This window comes from Pseudenemella bisphenolivorans (assembly GCF_051133435.1).
Taxonomy (GTDB): Bacteria; Actinomycetota; Actinomycetes; order Propionibacteriales; family Propionibacteriaceae; genus JAAYAO01.
In genome coordinates this window covers 122,544-141,306 of record NZ_JBPGNY010000002.1, presented here as the reverse complement: position 1 = coordinate 141,306, position 18,763 = coordinate 122,544, and the positions used below count along the sequence as shown (strand labels likewise).

Genomic DNA, 18,763 nt, shown 5'->3' with positions numbered 1-18,763 from the left:
TTGGATACCACACGAATATGGAAATGCAGGACGTCGAGAAGCCCACGATCCAGGGGCCGCTCGATGTGATTGTGAAGGTCGGGGCCGCCGGCGTGTGCCGAACCGACCTGCACATTCTCGAAGGGCAATGGGAGGAAAAGAGCGGCGTAACGCTGCCGTACACGATCGGTCACGAGAACGCCGGGTGGATCGAAGAGGTCGGCCCCGGGGTGACGAACCTGAAGAAGGGCGACAAGGTCATCCTGCACCCCTTGATCACCTGTGGCCTGTGCCGGGCCTGCCGGCGCGGTGACGACGTGCACTGTGAGAACTCCGACTTTCCCGGTATCGGATGCAATGGGGGCTATGCCGAGTATCTGCGCACCTCGGCGCGCTCCTGCGTGAAGCTGTCGGACAATCTCGAGCCCGCCGATGTCGCCGCCCTGGCCGACGCCGGCCTGACCGCACAGCATGTCTGCGCCAAGGCCGCCAAGCTGCTGACCGCCTCCGACCGGGTGGTGATGATCGGTGCCGGCGGCCTGGGCCATATCGGTATCCAGGTCATGAAGGCCATCTCCGGTGCGGAACTGATCGTGGTCGACCGCAACGAGGCGGCGCTGGCCCTGGCCGGGGAACTCGGTGCCGACCGCACCGTCCTGGCCGACGGCAGCCACGTCGAGAAGGTGCTCGAACTGACCGACGGTCACGGCGCCGAAGCGATCATCGACTTCGTCGGTGAGGGTGGCGCCACCGCCGAGGGCAAGGCCATGTTGCGCCAGGCCGGCAACTACTACGTGGTGGGTTACGGCGAGAACATCAACGTGCCGACCATCGACATGGTCTCCGAGGAGATCAGCTTCATCGGCAACCTGGTCGGTTCGTACAACGACCTGCAGGACCTGATGAACCTCGCTGCACGCGGTTTGGTCACCCTGCACACCCAGCAGTACAAGCTGGACGACTTCCAGCAGGCCATCGACGACCTCGACGCGGGCAAGGTCCGTGGCCGAGCGATCCTGATTCCCTGAGGAGTGGACTGATGGCGAAATTACTGCGTTTCAACGTCGAAGCACGCCAACTGCTCGAACAGGGCGTCAATGCTCTGGCCGATGCGGTGAAGGTGACACTGGGGCCGAAGGGCCGCAATGCGGTGCTGGAGAAGCTGACCGGTGCCCCGACGATCACCAATGACGGGGTCACCATCGCGCGCGAGATCCAGTTGGGGAACCCCTTCGCCAATATGGGTGCCCAGTTGGTGAAGGAGGTCGCGATGAAGACCAACTTCACCTCCGGTGACGGAACGACCACCGCCACCGTGCTGGCCCAGGCATTGGTGCGGGAGGGCCTGCGCGCGGTCGACGAGGGCGCCAACCCGATGCAGTTGCGTCGCGGTATCGAGGTTGCCGCCCAAGCGATCGTCGAATCGCTGGAGTCGACCGCGCGCAAGGTCGAGGACGCCAATGACCTGATGCACATTGCGACCTTGTCGGCCAGCGATGATCCGCGCATCGGCGGGGTGATCGCCGAGGCCCTCAACCGGGTCGGCACCTCGGGTGTGGTGACGGTCGATGAGTCACCGATCTACGGGCTCAGCATGGACGTGATGGACGGGATCGAGATCGATCACGGCTTCATCTCGCCCTACATGGCCCTCGACCGCGACCGGATGGAGACGGTCTTCGAAAACCCGTGCATCTTGTTGACCAACAAGAAGATCGACCAGGTGCAGGATCTGATGCCGGCGCTGGAAGCGGCCTCGAGGGCCGAACGCAACCTCGTCGTGATCGCCGAGGATGTGACCGGCCCCGCCCTGCAGATGTTGGTCACCAACAACGTGCACGACACCTTCCGGTCCGTGGTGGTGCGGGCCCCGGGCTTCGGCCACCGCCGGGTGGCCGAGTTGGACGATCTGGCGGTCGCGCTGGCCGGCAAGGTCGTCTCCGATGATTCCGGGCTCACCTTCTCGCAGGTCACCCTCGACACGCTGGGCAGTTGCGACCGGATCAATGTCACCGAGGCAGCCACCACCTTCTTCGGCGGACACGGGGCCAGCGAGCAGATCGAGGCGCGCCTGCAACAGATCGAGAAGGAGACCGAACGCGCCACGATCGACCACGACATCGACAACCTCAAGCTGCGTGCCGCCCGGTTGTCGGGACGGGTCGTGGTGATCAATGTCGGTGCCGCCACCGATGTCGAACTCAAGGAGACCATGCACCGCGTCGAGGACTCCCTGGCCGCGACCAGGGCCGCCCTCGAAGAAGGGGTCATCCCCGGCGGTGGCACGGCGCTGGTTCAGGCATTGCCGGCACTCGATCGGTTGGAGTTGACCGGTGATGCCCTGCGCGGACGGGAAATCGTCCGCAAGGCCATCACCGAGCCGCTGTACTGGATCGCGATGAACGCCGGGTACGAGGGCTCCGAGGTGGTTGACCGGGTGCAGACCCTGCCGACCGGCCACGGGTTCGATGCGATGACCGGTGAGTACGACGACATGAGTGCCCGAGGGATCATCGACCCGTTGAAGGTGACCCGTTCGGCGCTGGAGAGTGCCGCCTCGATCGCGGCGCTGTTGATCACCACCGAGACCGCCATCGTCGAGGAAGTGATGGGCAATCCCGGATCGATTCACGCGCCGGGATTCGGTGACTTGGCCGAGGGGTTGGTACGTCCGTCGAATGTCTACTGAGTAGATCCCAACACCCCGGTGCAGCGGGGCAAGGCAGTGGGCGGGTTTTGAGTCGCGGCGATTCCCGCCCACTGCACTTGGTTGACCCGGCTGCACCATCGCGACGACCGTCGCGACAGTCCGCCGGCCGCAATGATTGTCGAGTTCGGTGTCGGCAACGGCAAGTCAGGTGCCGCAATACGTCACATAGCGGCTGGTGAAATCCGCCGGGGCGGGTTCGGCATAGCGTTCCATCCCCGGCCGTTCGGTGAACGGGTCGCGGACCAGGGCCAGCAACTGCTCGAAGGGCTCGTAGTTGCCCTCGGCAGCCGCGGCGAGGGCCTCTTCGACCAGGTGGTTGCGCGGAATGTAGATCGGGTTGGTCTCCGGGTTGAGCTCCCGGAAGGTCGTGGTGAAATCCAAGTCCTTGGTCTGCATCCGGGCCAGCAACTCGTCGAGGGGCAGCTCGGTCTTGGCCGCGAACCGTTCCCGATGGGCCGTCTCGTATTCGTTGAAGAAGGCCCGGATTCGCTCGTTGGCATCCGGGACGGCCGACTCGCCGCCCATCAGGGGCAGCAGGGTCTCGGCGAAGCGGGCCAGGTTCCAGGCCGCGACCGCGGGCTGCTGGTCGTAGCGGTACCGGCCGTGGGTATCGATCGAACTGAAGACCTGATCGGGCTGATAGGCGTCCAGGAAGGCGCAGGGGCCGTAGTCGATCGTCTCGCCCGAGATCGTCATGTTGTCGGTGTTCATCACCCCGTGGATGAACCCGACACTCATCCAGGCCGCGATCAGTCGGGCCTGCCGCGACACCACCGCGGACAGGAATCCGGCATAGTCGCCGGCGGCCAGATCGGGGTAGTGGCGGGCCATCGCGTAATCGGCCAGCTTGCGCACATGGTCGAGCGTGCCGTGCCGGGCCACCAACTCGAAGGTGCCCACCCGCAGGTGCGAGGCCGCGACCCGGGTCAGGATCGCCCCGGGCTGCGGGCCCTGCCGCAGCACTGATTCACCGGTGGTGACCGCGGCCAACGCCCGGGTGGTCGGAATGCCCAGGGCATGCATCGCCTCACCCATCAGGTATTCGCGCAACACCGGGCCGATCACGGCCTTACCGTCCCCGCCGCGTGAGAACGGGGTGCGTCCCGAACCCTTGAAGGCGATGTCGCGGCGTCGGCCCTCGGCGTCGACGACCTCGCCGAGCAGCACCGCCCGGCCGTCGCCGAGCATCGGGTTGAAGTGGCCGAACTGGTGCCCGGCATAGGCCTGGGCGATCGGCTCGGCACCCTCGGGCACGGCATTGCCCGACAGCACCGCCAGCCCGTCGTCCGACCGCAGCACGGCCGGGTCGAGGCCGAGTTCGACAGCCAACTCGTCGTTGAGCACCACCAACTCCGGCGCCGGCGAGCCACCCGGCTGCCAGTCGCGGTAGAAGCCGACGAGCTCGCGGGCGTAGCTGTTGTCGAAACCCCAATCCATCCTCTTTGCCTCCTGACGCCACAGTACTTGCGCGTCGTGTGAAGAAAGGCTCATCTCCTACTGGGAACCCTTGTGGGAGGGTCGGCGGACGATATGTACTTTTTTTGACGACAGTCTTTTTTTCGCTATGAGTGTGCGCTAGCGTGACCCGCGTCACTGTCACCAGTGGGCGCCGTCCGTTGGCCCTGCTGGATCCATTCCCATGTTCAGGAAGGCGCCCCATGCGAATCAGGCGACTTGTCATTGCTCCGATGGTTTCCGCGCTCGCACTGCTTGCAGCTTGCGGGGGTGGTCAGGGCTCGGGGGCCGATGGCGAGGAAGCCCCGGTCAAACTCAGCGTGGTTTCCGCCTTCGACCGGGAAGACCCCCTGATGAAGGGTTTCTGGCTCTTCGAGGAGAAGCTCAAGGAAGAAGCCCCCTGGGTGACACTCGACTACCGCGGTGGCACTGAGGTCATGGCCTCCGATCAGTTGGGTGAAGGGGTCTCCACGGGCGGCATCGATATGGCGGCCACCGGTGCCACCTTCCATTCCCAGAACGTTCCGATGGCCCGGGCGATGGTCATGTCTCCCTTGACAGCCAAGGAAGAACGCGAAAAGGGAGCCACCGACCTGTTGGCGGAAGCGCACAACAAGGCGGGTATCCACTACGTGGGGCGGATGGCTGAAGGAGTGCCGTACAAGCTGTACTTCCGGGAGGAAGTCAACCCCCTCAAGCTCTCGGGCAAGTCGATCCGGACCTCGCCCGTGTATGTCGGGCTGTTGGAAGCGCTGGGGGCGGGCCCTGTGGCGATGCCTCCCGGTGAGATCTACGGCGCCTTGGAACGAGGCGTCGTGGACGGCTACGGCTGGCCCGCCCTGGGTGTCGTTGCGAGTGGCTGGGGAGACGTCACCGGGTACGAGACGTCCGCGTCCTTCTACCAAATGGACACCGTCATCATCATGAACGCGGACAAGTGGTCCAGCTTGGACGAGAAGACGCAAGAGGCTGTCAACAAGGCCATCCTGGAAACCGAGGACGAACTCGGAGATCTGTATCAGGAGCTCCTGGAAGCCGATGCCAAGGAGCGCGAAGGCGCGGGCATCAAGGTGATCGAAATGAGCGAGGCGGACACCGAGGAGTTTGTGAAGAAGGCGGACGAAGCGGGATGGTCCTCGGTGCTCAGCCGTGCGCCCGAAGCTCAACAGCTCCGCGACATCTACGGAAACTAGGATGAAAGCAGTAGATCGCGTTCTGAAGACCATCGCGACCTTCAGCGTCTGGATCGCCGCTCTGTGCATCGTGATCATGGCGCTGCTCGTCACCGTGGCCGTCGCATCGCGGTTCTTCCTCGGCGAGCCGCTGACTGCGCTCTTCGAGTTCAGTGAGTACTCGATCCTGGCCATCACAATGCTGGCGGCGCCGCTTCTGCTGCGGGAGGACGAGCACGTCAAGGTCGATCTCCTGTCCGAGCTGCTGGGAAACGATCATTGGATCTCGAGGGCAGCCGACTGGCTGGTTGCGGTGATCATCCTGGTCATCTGCGTCACGTTGGCATGGTTCTCCGTTACCACCGCATTGAATGATCATCGCGTGGGCGCGGTGACCAGCACCTATCTGCAACTGCCCAGGTGGCCGCTCACCGCTCTCCTGGCCGTTGGGTCGCTGGGCCTGTTGGTCGAGTCGGTGCGCCGAATTCTGGCGCTACCCGGCAGGCGTGAAACGGATCACGCCACCGATTCGGTCTCGCCGACCTACTGATCAAGCGAAAGAGATACTTTCCATGGAATGGTGGCTGACTCTCGCCATCTTCGTTGGCGGCTTGTTCATCCTGCTGCTGGCGCGCGTCCCGGTGGCGTTCGCTCTTTTCGGGCTCACTGCGGCGGCAGCAACTTTCTATTACGGATTCAAGCCGGCCGGCCGCATCATGATGCTGTCCGCGTACGAGACTCTGACGTCGTTCGTGCTGGCTCCGATCGCCCTGTTCATCCTGATGGGCGACATCGTGTTCCGGACCGGTGTGGCGTCGCGGTCACTGGCAGGCATCCGGGACCTTTTCCCCCGTCAGGTGCCGGCTCGAACCGGCCTTCTGACATCGGTGACCGGTGCCCTGTTCGGCATGATGTCGGGTTCGACGCTCGCCAACACGGCGCTCCTGGGCAAAACCTTCCTGCCGGACATGCTCCGCGAGGGGTACAAGCCGCAACTGGCCATGGGCACGGTGACGGCGGGCGGGGGATTGGCCATGATCATTCCTCCGAGCACCCTGGCGATCGTGTGGGCGGCGACGGCGAACGTGCCGGTGGGCCCCTTGCTCGTTGCCGGGATCATTCCCGGCATCGTCATGATGGTTGGCTACATTCTGGTCACCCTGATCTGGGGTGGTCCCCTGAAGGGTGCGGGTTCCGGGCACGGTGCCCATGAGGCCGAGGCCGGCAAGACCTTGGCCAAGCGGCTGATCGTCGGTCTGCGTGAAGCACTTCCCCTGGCTGTGATCGTGTTCCTGGTACTGGGCATGATCTTCCTCGGCGTGGCCACTCCGACGGAGTCGGCGGCCCTCGGTGTGCTCGGAGCTTTCGTGTTGGCTCTGGCTTACCGCAAGCTGAGTTGGTCGGTGATCAAGGAGTCCACGATCGAGTCCGCCAAGGTCTCGGCGATGCTCTACTTCATCATGGCCAGCTCGAGTGCCTACAGCCAGGTGATGAGCTTTTCCGGGGCCACCTCGGGTTTCATCGACTTCGTCACCGGCATGGTTCTGCACCCGGCCGTGCTGCTCATTCTGATTCAGTTGATCCTGCTGTTCCTGGGGGCATTCCTCGAGCAGGTCTCCATCATGCTGATCACGCTTCCGTTGCTCATGCCCGTGGTCAACGCCATGGGTTGGGACCCGATCTGGTTCGGGATTCTGATGCTCATCAACCTTCGTATTGCTCTTGTCACCCCGCCGTTCGGCATGGAGCTGTTCGTGATGAAGGGCGTGGCCGGGGCCGGTGTGCGGATGCGGGAGGTCTATGCGGGGGTGGCACCGTTCGTGCTCTCCGACGTGGCCGTGATGGTCCTGATCGCACTGGTGCCCGGCATTGCGCTGGCACTGCCCGGCCTCATGGGAGGCTGACCCGCGTGGTTTGATGCCGTGATGCCTTCCCGCAAAGAGTGAGGCACCTGCTGCAACCCGCCCAGGAGGTGAGCCGGTGAGCGACGTCATTTCCGAACGGGACGCCTGGCGTGCGCTGTGGGCCCTGGTGATCGGGTTCTTCATGATTCTGGTGGACAGCACCATCGTCTCGGTGGCCACACCGGCGTTGATGGTGGCCTTCGACGCCGACATCGCCCGCGTGCTGTGGGTGACCAGTGCCTACCTGCTCGGCTACGCGGTTCCGCTGTTGATCGCCGGACGGCTCGGCGACCGCTTCGGCCCGCGGCGGCTCTACCTGACCGGGCTGTTCTGCTTCACCCTCTTCTCGGTGCTGTGCGGGCTGGCGGTGAACATCGAGATGCTGATCGTGATGCGGCTGCTGCAGGGGCTGTCGGCCTCGCTGATGACACCCCAGACGATGGCCATCGTGACCCGGCTGTTCCCGGCCGAACGACGCGGCCCGGCGCTGGGGCTGTGGGGTGCGGTCGCCGGGGCGGCGGTGCTGGTCGGGCCGTTGGCCGGGGGCCTGCTGGTGGGCACCCTGGGCTGGCAGTGGATCTTCTTCGTCAACCTTCCCGTGGGCCTGTTCGGGCTGGTTCTGGCCTACCGCCGGTTACCGGTTCTGGAGATCAACAGGCACCGGTTCGACATCCTGGGTGTGGTGCTGTCGGCGATCGGCCTGTTCTGTTTCATCTTCGGCCTCGAGGAGGCGGAGAACTTCGGCTGGGGCCAGATCTGGGGGCCGGTCACGGTGTGGCGGCTGATCATCGCCGGTCTGGTGGTGCTCATGGTGTTCATCGGCTGGCAAGCCGTGAACCGGGGCGAACCACTGGTGCCGCTGCAACTGTTCCGCGACCGCAACTTCAGCATCGCCAACCTGGCCATCACCGCGATGGGGTTCACCTCCACCGCGATGGTCTTCCCGATGATGATCTACACCCAGGTGGCCCGTGGCCTGTCACCCACCCAGGCGGCCCTGCTGACCCTCCCGATGGCCATCAGCAGCGGTGTGCTCGGCCCCGTCGTCGGGATGGTCATGCATCGGATCAACCCGCGCTGGTTCGCGATGGCCGGGTTCTTCATCCTCAGTGCCGCCCTGGTCGGGTACTGGTTCGCGATGCGTCCGGACGCCTCGGTGCTGTGGCTGCTGCTGCCGTCACTGTTCCTGGGCATCGGCAGTTCGGGAATCTGGGGCCCGTTGTCGATCTCGGCGACCCGCAATCTGCCGGCACACCGGGCCGGCGCAGGCGCCGGGGTGTACAACACCACCCGGCAGATGGGTGCAGTGGTCGGCAGCGCCGCGATCGCGGTGTGGATGCAGGCCCGGCTGAGCGCCCACCTGCCCGGAGCCGGCCACACCACCCCGACGCTCGGGGCGGAGCTGCCCGAGGGCCTCGCCGCCCCCTTCGCCCGAGCGATGGGCGAGGCGGTCCTGCTGCCGGCGGCCGTGGCCGCGGTCGGGTTCGTCGGGGTGCTGTTCCTGACCCGGGTGGTCACCACCGCGCCGCCGGCGCAGGACGGGGCGGTCAGCCCGGCAGGTCGTTGAGACCCACCGTGCTGGCCACCCAGCGCTCGTAGTGGTCGAGCACCGAGTCGCAGACCTGATCCCGGTCGAAGGGCATCAGGTCGTAGCCGCCACCGACCGGCAGGTTGACCTCCAAGGTGGTGGTCATGTCGTCGGCCTCGATCACCCGGGCACCGAAACTCGGTGCCAGATGTCGGCGCACGCTCACCGGGTAGTAGAAGTCCTCGTGCTCCTCCGAGGGCACCACCAGTTCGACCGTGCGGCGCACCAGACCGTCGGGCTGGAGTTCGCCGATCACCAGATCGGTCTCCACCCCGCGCTGCTCCAACTCGGCCTGGACATCGCGCAGGGCCGGGATGACGACCTTCTCGAGCCGGTCGTTGGCGGCCTTGACCGACACCACACCGAAGGCCCGCGACAGCCGCAATCGCCACGGATCGCGCGGAACCGGGGCGGCCAGGGCCGAGGTCAGCCTGGCCTGGGCGATCGCGGTCTGCATCCGCTCGCGCTCCAACGCCCGATGCAGGCCGAACATCACCGCGATCATCACGAAGGCGAAGGGCAGGCCCATGATCACCGTCGCGTTCTGCAGCGCCGGAATACCTCCCACCAACAACATGCCCACGGTCAACACACCGGTGGCCATGGCCCAGAAGATTCGCAGCAGCGGACGACCGTCCACGCCGGTACCGGGCAGGTCGGACGACAGGTTCGCCATCACCAGTGCGCCGGAGTCGGCCGAGGTGACGTAGAACAGCAGACCGACGAAGGTGGCCAACCCGATCAGGAACAGCGCCCCCGGGTACTGCTGAAGCAGGGTGAAGAAGCCCTCCTCGGGGGAATTGACCGCCAACTCACCGAAGGCCTCGTCCCCCTCGCGGATCCGCTGCACCGCGCTGTTGCCGAACAGCGACACCCACATCACGATGTAGCTGAACGGAATGGTCATCGTGCCCAGCACGAACTGGCCGATGGTGCGACCCTTGGAAATCCGGGCCAGGAACATGCCGACGAAGCTCGCCCAAGCCACCCACCAGGCCCAGAAGAACAGCGTCCAGCCGCTCATCCACTCGTCCGGGTGGTCGAAGGCCATCGTGTCCATCGTCATGCCGGGGAACATCGAGATGAAGTCACCGACGTTCATCACCACCGCGCGCAGCAGGAAGGCGGTCTGCCCGGTCACCAGTACCCAGCCGGCCAGCAGCACGGCCAGCAACACGTTGAGCTGGGACAGCACCCGAATGCCGCGGTCAATACCGGTCACCGCCGAGGTGGTCGCCACCGCGACCGCCAGAATCGTCAGCCCGACCTGCACCGGGATGCCCTGGGCGGCACCGAACAACAGCCCGAGACCGACGTTGAGCATCACCACGCCGATACCCAGCGAGGTCGCCACCCCGAAGATGGTGCCGAGCACGGTGGCCACGTCGACGGCATCGCCGATCGGGCCGCGGATCCGCTTACCGATCAGCGGGTACAGGGTGGAGCGCACCGCCAGCGGCAGCCCCAGCCGGTGGGCGTAGAAGCCCAGCGCCAAGCCCATCAGGGCATACATGCCCCACCCGGTGATGCCGTAGTGGAACAGGGTCCACACCGTGGACTCGCGGGCCGCGTCCAGGGTGCCGCCGTCACCCTGCGGCGGAAAGAGGTACTGGCTGGACGGTTCGGCAACGGCGAAGAACATCACATCGGTGCCGATACCGGCGGCGAACAGCATCGCCGCCCAGGAGAAGGTCGAGAATTCCGGACGGTCGGTGTCCTTGCCCAACCGCACATTGCGGTAGCGCCCGCCGATGTAGATCACGAAGACCAGGACGACCGTGGCCAGGCCGATGTAGAACCAGCCGAACCAGTTGGCGGTCCACCCGACCATCACCCCCAGGATCTCGGCGGAGCGTTCCGGGGCCAGCAGGGCCCACAGCGCCACGATCGCGGTGAAGGCGGCCGAGACGATCAGCACCGTCCACTTGGTGCGCGGTTTGAGCTGGGTCAGGTCTTCGTGGTCGTCGGCCGGGTCTGCGGTCCTGGTCACGGGGCTGCTCACGGGGTCACGTCCTCGGTCGGGGTCGGGGAATCTGCGGGCTCGGCCGCCGCACGCTGGGCGCGTGCCTCGACCTCCGCCTCGTCCCGGGCCTCGGCCTGCGCGATGGCAGCCAGAGCACTGGGAATCTCGGTGCGGGCATTCCACCCGGAGTTGCGCGCGTCACCCTCGGGGTAGAGCGGCATCCCGGCGTGGGCCTTGTACACCGGCGGGTACTCCGGCGGCAGCGGGGTGTTGCCGGCGATCAGGTCGGCCGCCTTCTCGGCGACCATCATCACCGGGGCGTAAATGTTGCCGTTGGTGATGGTCGGGAAGACCGACGCGTCCACCACCCGCAGGCCCTCGACACCGTGCACCCGCATCGAGGCGGGGTCGACCACCGCCATCTCGTCGGTGCCCATCTTGGCCGAGCAGGACGGGTGCAGGGCGGTCTCGGCGTCCTTGGCCACCCAGTCCAGGATCTCCTCGTCGGTCTGCACCGACGGGCCGGGGGAGGTTTCGCCACCGTCGAAGGCGGCGAAGGCCGGCTGGGACAGGATGTGCCGGGCCGCCCGCACCACCTCGACCCACTCGCGGCGGTCGTTCTCGGTGGACAGGTAGTTGAACAGGATCGCCGGATGCCGGAAGGGGTCGGCGTCCTTGATCCGGACGTGGCCGCGCACATCGGAGTTCATCGGCCCGATGTGCACCTGGTAGCCGTGCTTGCCCTCCGAGGCGGTGCCGTCGTAACGCACCGCGATCGGCAGGAAGTGGAACATCAGGTTGGGGTAGGCCACCTCGTCGTTGGTGCGGATGAAACCGCCGCCCTCGAAGTGGTTGCTGGCCCCGACGCCCTTGTTGAAGAACAGCCATTCGGCACCGATGTAGGGCGCCTTCCACATCTTCAGCCAGGGTGCGATCGAGACCGGCTGCAGGCAGACGTGCTGCAGGTAGACCTCGAGGTGGTCCTGCAGGTTCTCACCGACCCCGGGCAGTTCGATGCGGGTGTTCACCCCGGCGGCGGCCAGGGTTTCCGGGTCGCCGATGCCAGACAGTTGCATCAACTGCGGAGTGTTGAAGGCGCCACCGCACAGGATCACCTCGCCGGCGTCCACCGAGTGGTGACGGCGCCGGGGACGGGTGAAGTCCACCCCGGTGACCCGGTTGCCCTGCCAGCGCAGCCCGGTGACGGTCGACAGGGTGGCGATGTCGAGGTTCTTGCGGTCGCGGATCGGACGCAGGTAGGCGCGCGAGGCCGACAGTCGGCTGCCCCGGTAGACGTTGCGGTCGAAGGGGGCGAAGCCCTCCTGCCGGTAGCCGTTCACGTCGTCGGTGCGGGCGAAACCGGCCTGTTCGGTGGCCTCGAAGAAGGCCTGGAAGAGCGGGCTGTTGGCCGGGCCACGCTCCAGCTTCAACGGTCCCGAGCCACCGCGCCAGGCGTCGGCACCGGCCAGGGTGCTCTCCATCCGCTTGAAGTAGGGCAGGCAGTGGGCGTAGTCCCAGTGCTCCATGCCGTCGAACTCGGCCCACTTGTCGTAGTCGCCGGCGTTACCGCGCTGGAAGATCATGCCGTTGATCGAGGACGACCCACCCAGCACCTTGCCGCGGGCGTGGGCGACCCGGCGTCCACCCATGAAGGGCTCGGGCTCGGTCTCGTAGGCCCAGTCGTACAGCGGGTTGCCCGAGGGGAACATCAGGGCCGCGGGCATGTGGATCAGCGGGTCGAGGATGAAGTCGGCGCGGCCGGCCTCCAGCACCAGCACCGTGGTGCTCTCATCGGACGACAGGCGGTTGGCCAATGCGGAGCCGGCCGAGCCGCCCCCAACGATGACGTAGTCGTAACGGTCTCTCATCATTCTCCCAACGGGCGATGGTGGACAGAAAACAAACAAAAAACTCGGGGGTCCGGGTGCCGCGTTCGGTGCGGCATCCGGTCGGGTTCACTCGCGGCCGGCGAACCAATCGGCCGGGGCGGGTCGGGTGTTGTGCCAGATGTGCTTGGTCTCGACGTACTCGTGCAGGCCGGCGACACCGAGCTCGCGTCCGATACCGGATTGCTTCATCCCGCCCCACTCGGCCTGCGGCACATAGGGGTGGTAGTCGTTGATCCAGATCGTGCCGTGGCGCAGCCGACGGGCGACCCGCTCGGCACGTCCGGCATTCTCGGTCCAGACGGCACCGGCCAGGCCGTAGGTGGTGTCGTTGGCGATCGCGACCGCGGCGTCCTCGAGCTCGTCGTCGCCGGTGCCCGAGAAGGTCTCGACGGTCAGTACCGGGCCGAAGGATTCGTCGTGCACACAGCTCATCTCGCGGGTGCAACGATCCAGGATGGTCGGTGGGTAGTAGGAGCCGGCGGCCAGGTCACCCTCGGGGATCGTCCCGCCGCAGCGCACCACGGCACCCTCCTCGCGGGCCTTGTCGACGTAGGCGGCGACCTTGTCGCGGTGCTCGTCGCTGATCAGCGGTCCGGTTTCGGCCTGCTCGTCGAAGGGGCCACCGAGCCGGATCATCTCGGCGCGGCGCACCAACTCGTCGACGACCTGATCGTGGATCTCCTCCTGGACGATCAGCCGGGCCCCGGCGGAGCAGACCTGACCGGAGTCGAGGAAGATCGCGGTCAGCGCGTTGTCGATCGCCGCCGGCAGGTCGGCGTCGGCGAAGATCACGTTGGGGTTCTTGCCACCGAGTTCCAGGGCGATCCGCTTCACGGTGCCGGAGGCCGCGGCCATGATCGCCTTGCCGGTCTGCAGGCCCCCGGTGAAGGAGACCAGATCGACATCCGGGTGTTCGGTCAGCACGCTGCCGACCTCGGCGCCGGTACCCAGCACCAGGTTGGCCACCCCGGCCGGCAGGCCGGCGCGTTCCAGGGCGCCCATCAGCCAGATCGAGGTTTGCGGGGTGAGTTCGCTGGGCTTGAGCACGAAGGTGTTGCCGGCGGCCAGGGCCGGGGCGACCTTCCAGGCGGTCTGCAGCAGCGGGAAGTTCCACGGTGTGATCAGCGCGCAGACCCCGACCGGTTCGTGCACCACCCGGGAGGAGACATCCGGCTGACCGGTGTCGATCACCCGTCCGGCCTCGCCCTGCACCAGCGCCGCGAAGTGCCGGAAGACCGCGGCGATATCGTCCATGTCGATGCGGGATTCGACCAGCCGCTTGCCGGTGTCCTCGGATTCGAGGCGGGCGACTTCTTCCTGTTCGGCGTCGAGCAGGTCGGCCACCTTCATCAGCACCGCGGCCCGCTCCGGGGTCGGGGTGGTGGGCCAGTGGCCCTCGTCGAAGGCCCGGCGGGCGGCGGCGATGGCCTCGCGGGCGTCCTGCTCGTTGGCTTCGGCGACGGTGACCACCACCGAGCGGTCTGCGGGGCAGGTGATTTCGCGGGTGGCTCCCGATGCCGCCTCGCGCCACCGGCCGTCGATATACAGGGTCGACATGCAGGCTCCTCCGGGCGGCGCGGAACACCGCCGATCGGTCGAAAGTGGGTAGATAACGGGCGTTACATTTACAGTAACGGTCGTTATACTTTCACCATGTCCGCGAGTGTGCAAGAGCGATCCGTCCAGGAGCGCCTACTCGATGCCGCCGATGAACTGTTCTTCGTCGATGGTGTGATCGCCACTCCCGTCGACGTGATTCTGCGCAAAGCGCACGCCTCACCGCCGAGCCTGTACAAGCATTTCGGCAACAAGGAGGGCCTGATCACCGCCGCCCTGGAACGTCGGTTGCGGATCTGGATGCAGGTCTGGGACGAGGCGATCGAGCGGGCGAGCACGCCGGTGGAGTTGGCCCTGTCGGTGTGGCCGGCGCTGCGCCGCTACCAGAGCGACTTTCTGGAGGAACGGTGGTGTGCTTTCAGTGGTACCACCGCGGCGACCCCACATCCGGGGATTCCCCTGCAGCGGGTGCTGGGTGCCGAAACCCGGCTGTTGCGGGAGCGCACCGCCGAGTTGGTCGGGCATCTGGGGTTGGACGAGCGGGGGTCGGCCCGGCTCACCAAGCAACTGGTGATCGCCTATGCCGGCACGATGGCGATGATGTTGCGCGAACCCTATGCCTCGGCGATCGACGACGGGGAAGCGACCGCCCGGGAGTTGGTGGAAGCTGCTCTGGCGCATCCGGGTGACGGACCGAGAATCCGCGCCGACTTCTAGACTCCGAACATGACCAGGTACGTGATCATCGGTGCGGGAGCTGTTGGCGGCACGATCGGGGCCCGGCTCGCGCTGGCGGGCATCGACACGGTGTGGGTGGCTCGGGGCGAGCACGGACGGGCCTTGCGTGAGCGCGGACTCACCCTGCTCACCCCCGACGACAACGACACCGTGCCTGCCCCGGTCTGGCTCGACCCAACCGAGGCGGAACTCACCGCCGACGACGTGCTCGTGGTGGCGGTGAAAACCCACCAGGTCGCCGAGGCGCTGGCGACCTGGGCCGATCTTCCGGTGCGATTGGCCGACGGTTCGACGTCCACCGCGGGGGAGTCGCTGCCGGTGATCATGGCCACCAACGGGGTCGCCGCCGAAACGATTGCCCAGCGGTGGTTCGCCCGGGTGTTCGGCATGTCGGTGTGGGCGCCGACGGTGAACCTCGACCCCGGGGTGGTGATCGCCCGCTTCACCCCGGTGGTGGCGGTGCTGCACTGCTCCCGGGTGCCCGCCGCCCTCACCACCGACGCCGACCGGGAACTCCTTGCCGAGCTCAGCCGCACCTGGGGTGGCACGAAGATGACCATCCCGCTGCCCGATGACGTGATGCCGTGGAAGTACCGCAAGCTGCTCACCAACATCGGCAACGTCGTCCAAGCCCTGGTCGGTTCATCGGAGGCCCGCGACGTGGTGCGGGCTGCGGACGCGGAGGCCCGTGAGGTCATCAAGGCGGCCGGCATCGACATCGTCGACGACGAGACCGAGGCCGCCCAGCGGCGGCAGGGGCCGAAGATCGCCGAGGTTCCCGGCGGTCCGGAGAAGCTGGGCGGGTCGACCTGGCAGTCGTTGGCCAAGGGACGCGGCAGCGTCGAGACCGACTACCTGAACGGCGAGATCACCGCGATCGCCCACGCCACCGGGCAGCGCGCCCCGCTGAACACGACGCTGGCCAGGCTGGGACGACAAGCCGCGGCCACCGGGGCCCAACCCGGTGACCTGAGTGCGGCCGAACTGCGCGAAATTCTGGGATTGCCGCCGCAGGACTGAGGTTCTGGGCTAGCCCCGGAAGGTCAGGATCGAACCGTTGCCGGGTACCCCGTCCCAGACCACCTCGCGATGGCCCCGGCCGCGCAGCACCGCCTCGGCCACCCGCATCGTGTCGCCGTGGGTGACCACGATCAGGTGGCCCGGTGCGGTGGGCACCTCGGCGGTGAAGAACTCCGTGAGCCGGGCATGTACATCGGCGATCGACTCGCCACCACCCCAGCGCACCTCGCTGAGATGACACCCCTCCGGTACCGGCTCGGGAACAAGATCGGCGGTCAGCCGGCCCTGCAGCTCACCCAGGTGTTGTTCGCGCAGCGCCTCGTCCCGCCTCACTGCCACCCCGAGCCGGTCGGCGATGATCTCGGCGGTCTCTCGGGCCCGAACCAGGTCGCTGCTGACCAGCCGGCAGGCATCGGCACCGACGATCCGCACCAGTTCCTCGGCTGCGGCTTCGGCCTGCCGTCGGCCCAGGTCGGTGAGTGGGGGATGAACGGTCTGGCCCTGCAGTCGGCGCTCGACATTCCAGGTCGACTGGCCGTGCCGCACCAGGTGCACCACGGTTTGTCGGCAGGCAGCCCCGAGGGACGAGTGGTCAGGGGACAAGGGCGTAGACATCCATCACCCAGCCGAGTTCGGCCCGTACCGCGGCGCGGGTGGCCACCACCTCGTCGATCACCTCGGCCAACCGGCCCGACCGCAACTGTTGCTGCGGCATGCCCAGGCAGGCGCCCCAGTACAACTGCAGATCGGGCGCGCGTTCGACCAGGTCACGACAGGCCAGGTGACCGTCCAACATCACCACCACGGTGCCCAGTTCGGGTGACCATTCGGAGACCAGGCGACGTCCGGTGGTGATGTGTACCGGCCCACCGACGGCATTCAGCGGAATCCGGTGTTCGGCGGCCAGCGCCTGAATCGCCGAAATGCCGGGGATCACCCGCACCTGCACCTCGATCTCGGCGGCGATGCGATTCACCATCCGGATCGTCGAGTCGTAGAAGGCCGGGTCACCCCAGACCAGAAACCCGACCGTCGCATCGGTCGGCATCGACTCGATCTCGGTGACGAAGCGGGCCACCCGGGCCGCATGCCAGGCCTCGACCCCGGCCCGGTATTGCTCGGCGGTGCGTTTGGCGTCGGGGCCGCGTTCGGGGTCGGGCACCGCGCGCAGTTCCCAGCGGTCGTGCTCGATCGCCTGCGTGCAGAGTTCGCGGCGCATGCTCAGCAGTTCGGATTTCTGCTCGCCTTTGTCGGGCACCAGAAAGACGTCCACCTCGTTCATCGCGGCGATCGCCTCGCCGGTGAGGTGGCGGGCCGCACCGAGCCCGATGCCGATGATGTGAATCCGTCTCATCGCTTCTCCTGTGACAGTTCGAGCAACCAATCGAGGTCGAGGTGGGCGGTGACGGCCTCGGCCAGGGTGTCCAGCATCCGTTCCCGGCGAGCGGCGAAGCCTTCGCTGTCGGGGTGGGGTTGCCACGGGGAGCCGACCCGGGCGGCCACCTCGGCCAGCCACGCGCGGCGGAACTCGTCGCCTTCGAAGATGCCGTGCCAGATCGTGCCGGTGACCGCACCGGACTGCTGCCCACCGGGGAAGGAGCCGTCGTCGTCGACCACCCCGTGGTGAATCTCGTAGCCCGACACCGGCAGCCCACCCCAGGTGCCGGACGGTCGACCCAGCACCTTCTCGGCACCGAATCTCACCGACCCCGGCAGCAGTCCCAGGCCGGGTACCGAGCCGGCACCGGATTCGTGCTCGTCGTCGATGTGGTCGACCAGCATCTGGTAGCCACCACAGATGCCCAGCACCGGACGTCCGGCCTCGGCGCGGACCCGCAACACCTCGGCCAAGCCGCGTTCCCGCAGCCAGGCCAGGTCACTGACCGTGGCCCGGGTGCCGGGCAGCACCACCAGGTCGGCGGCGGCGCACACTTGCGGGTCGGTGGTGACCGATACCTGAACCCCCGGTTCGGCGGCCAGGGCATCGACGTCGGTGACATTGGAGGTGCGCGGAAAGCGCACCACCGCGACCCGCAGGTCACCTTCGGCGGCCTCATGTCCCCAACGGGCGGTGGACAGCGCATCCTCCGAATCGAGCCAGATGCCCTCCAGCCAGGGCAACACCCCGGCACACGGTATGCCGGTGCGGCGGGTGATCTCGTCCAGGCCGGGGGTGAGCACATCCCGATCGCCGCGGAACTTGTTGATCAGGTAGCCGCGCAGCAGCATCCGGTCGGGCTGGTCGAGCAATGCCCAGGTGCCGTACAGGGCGGCCAGCACCCCGCCGCGGTCGATGTCGCCGACCAGGATCATCGGCAGATCGAACCGTCGGGCCAGACCGAGGTTCACGTAATCCCCGGCGCGCAGGTTGATTTCGGCCGGTGACCCGGCGCCTTCGGCGAGCACCAGGTCATGGCTGTCGCGCAGTTCTTCGTAGGCGGCGAAGGCGGCTTCGGCGAGGTGGCGGCGGCCGGTGGCGTACTGGCCGGCGTCCAGCACCCCGGCCGGACGGCCGCGCAGCACGATGTGGGAGCGGCGATCGGAGCCCGGTTTCAGCAGCACCGGATTGTGCACCCCGGACGGTTCCACCCCGGCGGCCTGGGCCTGGAGGTATTGGGCCCGGCCGATCTCGGCGCCGTCGAGACAGACCATCGAGTTGTTCGACATGTTCTGCGCCTTGAACGGGGCCACGGAGAGTCCCCGGCCGGCGAAGGCCCGGCACAGGGCGGCGGTGACCACCGACTTGCCGGAATCGGAGCTGGTTCCGGCGATCAACAACCCGGCCAGG

The 18,763-nt window shown here is 66.9% G+C and carries 15 protein-coding genes; 8 read left to right on the top strand and 7 right to left on the bottom strand.

Annotated features, from left to right (window positions below):
* The first annotated feature begins 17 nt into the window (after positions 1–17).
* Together ACR4XW_RS05500 and groL are read left to right on the top strand one after the other, a co-directional pair.
* Entirely contained in the window at positions 18–1,007 is a 990-nt protein-coding gene (locus ACR4XW_RS05500; protein WP_434759530.1) for an NAD(P)-dependent alcohol dehydrogenase, read from the top strand.
* Between the two features lie 11 nt (positions 1,008–1,018).
* Positions 1,019–2,668 carry a chaperonin GroEL gene (gene groL / locus ACR4XW_RS05495; protein WP_434759529.1) on the top strand — a complete coding sequence of 550 codons (1,650 nt, stop codon included), beginning with the start codon at positions 1,019–1,021 and terminating at the stop codon, positions 2,666–2,668.
* A gap of 165 nt (positions 2,669–2,833) precedes the next feature.
* Here the strand turns inward: groL and ACR4XW_RS05490 are convergent, their stop codons facing one another.
* Positions 2,834–4,126 (bottom strand): protein adenylyltransferase SelO, encoded by a 1,293-nt coding sequence (locus tag ACR4XW_RS05490; RefSeq protein WP_434759528.1) that lies wholly within the window; start codon positions 4,124–4,126, stop codon positions 2,834–2,836.
* A 221-nt stretch (positions 4,127–4,347) separates the two neighbouring features.
* Between ACR4XW_RS05490 and dctP the strand changes: the two genes are divergently transcribed.
* The 4 genes from dctP (at position 4,348) to ACR4XW_RS05470 (ending at position 8,787) form a co-directional block, all read left to right on the top strand.
* Positions 4,348–5,337 carry a TRAP transporter substrate-binding protein DctP gene (dctP, locus tag ACR4XW_RS05485; RefSeq protein WP_434759527.1) on the top strand — a complete coding sequence of 330 codons (990 nt, stop codon included), beginning with the start codon at positions 4,348–4,350 and terminating at the stop codon, positions 5,335–5,337.
* A gap of 1 nt (position 5,338) precedes the next feature.
* Positions 5,339–5,866, top strand: coding sequence for a TRAP transporter small permease (locus ACR4XW_RS05480; RefSeq protein WP_434759526.1), 528 nt, complete (start codon positions 5,339–5,341; stop codon positions 5,864–5,866).
* A 22-nt stretch (positions 5,867–5,888) separates the two neighbouring features.
* Complete coding sequence (locus tag ACR4XW_RS05475) at positions 5,889–7,220, top strand: TRAP transporter large permease (protein ID WP_434759525.1); 1,332 nt, start codon at positions 5,889–5,891, stop codon at positions 7,218–7,220.
* 76 nt (positions 7,221–7,296) lie between these two features.
* Positions 7,297–8,787, top strand: a complete 1,491-nt coding sequence (locus ACR4XW_RS05470) for a DHA2 family efflux MFS transporter permease subunit (protein ID WP_434759524.1) — start codon at positions 7,297–7,299, stop codon at positions 8,785–8,787.
* On the opposite strand, the gene betT is transcribed toward ACR4XW_RS05470, so the two are convergent.
* From betT to ACR4XW_RS05455, 3 genes are all read right to left on the bottom strand, one after another.
* Positions 8,768–10,798, bottom strand: coding sequence for a choline BCCT transporter BetT (betT, locus tag ACR4XW_RS05465; RefSeq protein ID WP_434759523.1), 2,031 nt, complete (start codon positions 10,796–10,798; stop codon positions 8,768–8,770). The two genes, ACR4XW_RS05470 and betT, sit on opposite strands and share 20 nt — an antisense overlap.
* A gap of 8 nt (positions 10,799–10,806) precedes the next feature.
* Positions 10,807–12,639: a choline dehydrogenase gene (gene betA, locus ACR4XW_RS05460; RefSeq protein ID WP_434759522.1), complete on the bottom strand. Its 1,833-nt coding sequence runs from the start codon at positions 12,637–12,639 to the stop codon at positions 10,807–10,809.
* An 87-nt stretch (positions 12,640–12,726) separates the two neighbouring features.
* On the bottom strand, positions 12,727–14,217 hold the full coding sequence (locus tag ACR4XW_RS05455; RefSeq protein ID WP_434759521.1) for an aldehyde dehydrogenase family protein: 1,491 nt from the start codon (positions 14,215–14,217) through the stop codon (positions 12,727–12,729).
* Between the two features lie 96 nt (positions 14,218–14,313).
* On the opposite strand from ACR4XW_RS05455, the gene ACR4XW_RS05450 reads away from it, so the two are divergent.
* Both ACR4XW_RS05450 and ACR4XW_RS05445 read left to right on the top strand, forming a co-directional pair.
* Positions 14,314–14,934 carry a TetR/AcrR family transcriptional regulator gene (locus ACR4XW_RS05450; RefSeq protein WP_434759520.1) on the top strand — a complete coding sequence of 207 codons (621 nt, stop codon included), beginning with the start codon at positions 14,314–14,316 and terminating at the stop codon, positions 14,932–14,934.
* Positions 14,935–14,943: 9 nt separating this feature from the next.
* Positions 14,944–15,975: a ketopantoate reductase family protein gene (locus ACR4XW_RS05445; RefSeq protein WP_434759519.1), complete on the top strand. Its 1,032-nt coding sequence runs from the start codon at positions 14,944–14,946 to the stop codon at positions 15,973–15,975.
* 9 nt (positions 15,976–15,984) lie between these two features.
* Here the strand turns inward: ACR4XW_RS05445 and ACR4XW_RS05440 are convergent, their stop codons facing one another.
* From ACR4XW_RS05440 to ACR4XW_RS05430, 3 genes are read right to left on the bottom strand one after another with little or no spacing between them, the layout of a single operon-like run.
* The gene (locus ACR4XW_RS05440; RefSeq protein WP_434759518.1) at positions 15,985–16,578 is read right to left on the bottom strand and encodes a histidine phosphatase family protein; all 594 of its coding nucleotides are present in this window, start codon (positions 16,576–16,578) and stop codon (positions 15,985–15,987) included.
* Complete coding sequence (gene cobF, locus ACR4XW_RS05435; protein WP_434759517.1) at positions 16,568–17,329, bottom strand: precorrin-6A synthase (deacetylating); 762 nt, start codon at positions 17,327–17,329, stop codon at positions 16,568–16,570. Before cobF ends, ACR4XW_RS05440 begins: the two co-directional genes overlap by 11 nt.
* Positions 17,326–18,762, bottom strand: a complete 1,437-nt coding sequence (locus tag ACR4XW_RS05430) for a cobyric acid synthase (RefSeq protein WP_434759906.1) — start codon at positions 18,760–18,762, stop codon at positions 17,326–17,328. The genes cobF and ACR4XW_RS05430 overlap by 4 nt, the downstream gene beginning before the upstream one ends.
* Position 18,763 lies beyond the last annotated feature (1 nt).

What these genes read in the sequence shown, in the direction of transcription:
- ACR4XW_RS05475 (WP_434759525.1), top strand. Translation starts at nt 5,889, where the DNA reads ATGGAATGGTGGCTGACTCTCGCCATCTTCGTTGGCGGCTTGTTCATC.
- dctP (WP_434759527.1), top strand. Translation starts at nt 4,348, where the DNA reads ATGCGAATCAGGCGACTTGTCATTGCTCCGATGGTTTCCGCGCTCGCA.
- betA (WP_434759522.1), bottom strand. Translation starts at nt 12,639, where the DNA reads ATGAGAGACCGTTACGACTACGTCATCGTTGGGGGCGGCTCGGCCGGC.
- ACR4XW_RS05500 (WP_434759530.1), top strand. Translation starts at nt 18, where the DNA reads ATGGAAATGCAGGACGTCGAGAAGCCCACGATCCAGGGGCCGCTCGAT.
- ACR4XW_RS05490 (WP_434759528.1), bottom strand. Translation starts at nt 4,126, where the DNA reads ATGGATTGGGGTTTCGACAACAGCTACGCCCGCGAGCTCGTCGGCTTC.
- cobF (WP_434759517.1), bottom strand. Translation starts at nt 17,329, where the DNA reads ATGAGACGGATTCACATCATCGGCATCGGGCTCGGTGCGGCCCGCCAC.
- groL (WP_434759529.1), top strand. Translation starts at nt 1,019, where the DNA reads ATGGCGAAATTACTGCGTTTCAACGTCGAAGCACGCCAACTGCTCGAA.
- ACR4XW_RS05445 (WP_434759519.1), top strand. Translation starts at nt 14,944, where the DNA reads ATGACCAGGTACGTGATCATCGGTGCGGGAGCTGTTGGCGGCACGATC.
- ACR4XW_RS05450 (WP_434759520.1), top strand. Translation starts at nt 14,314, where the DNA reads ATGTCCGCGAGTGTGCAAGAGCGATCCGTCCAGGAGCGCCTACTCGAT.
- ACR4XW_RS05455 (WP_434759521.1), bottom strand. Translation starts at nt 14,217, where the DNA reads ATGTCGACCCTGTATATCGACGGCCGGTGGCGCGAGGCGGCATCGGGA.
- ACR4XW_RS05480 (WP_434759526.1), top strand. Translation starts at nt 5,339, where the DNA reads ATGAAAGCAGTAGATCGCGTTCTGAAGACCATCGCGACCTTCAGCGTC.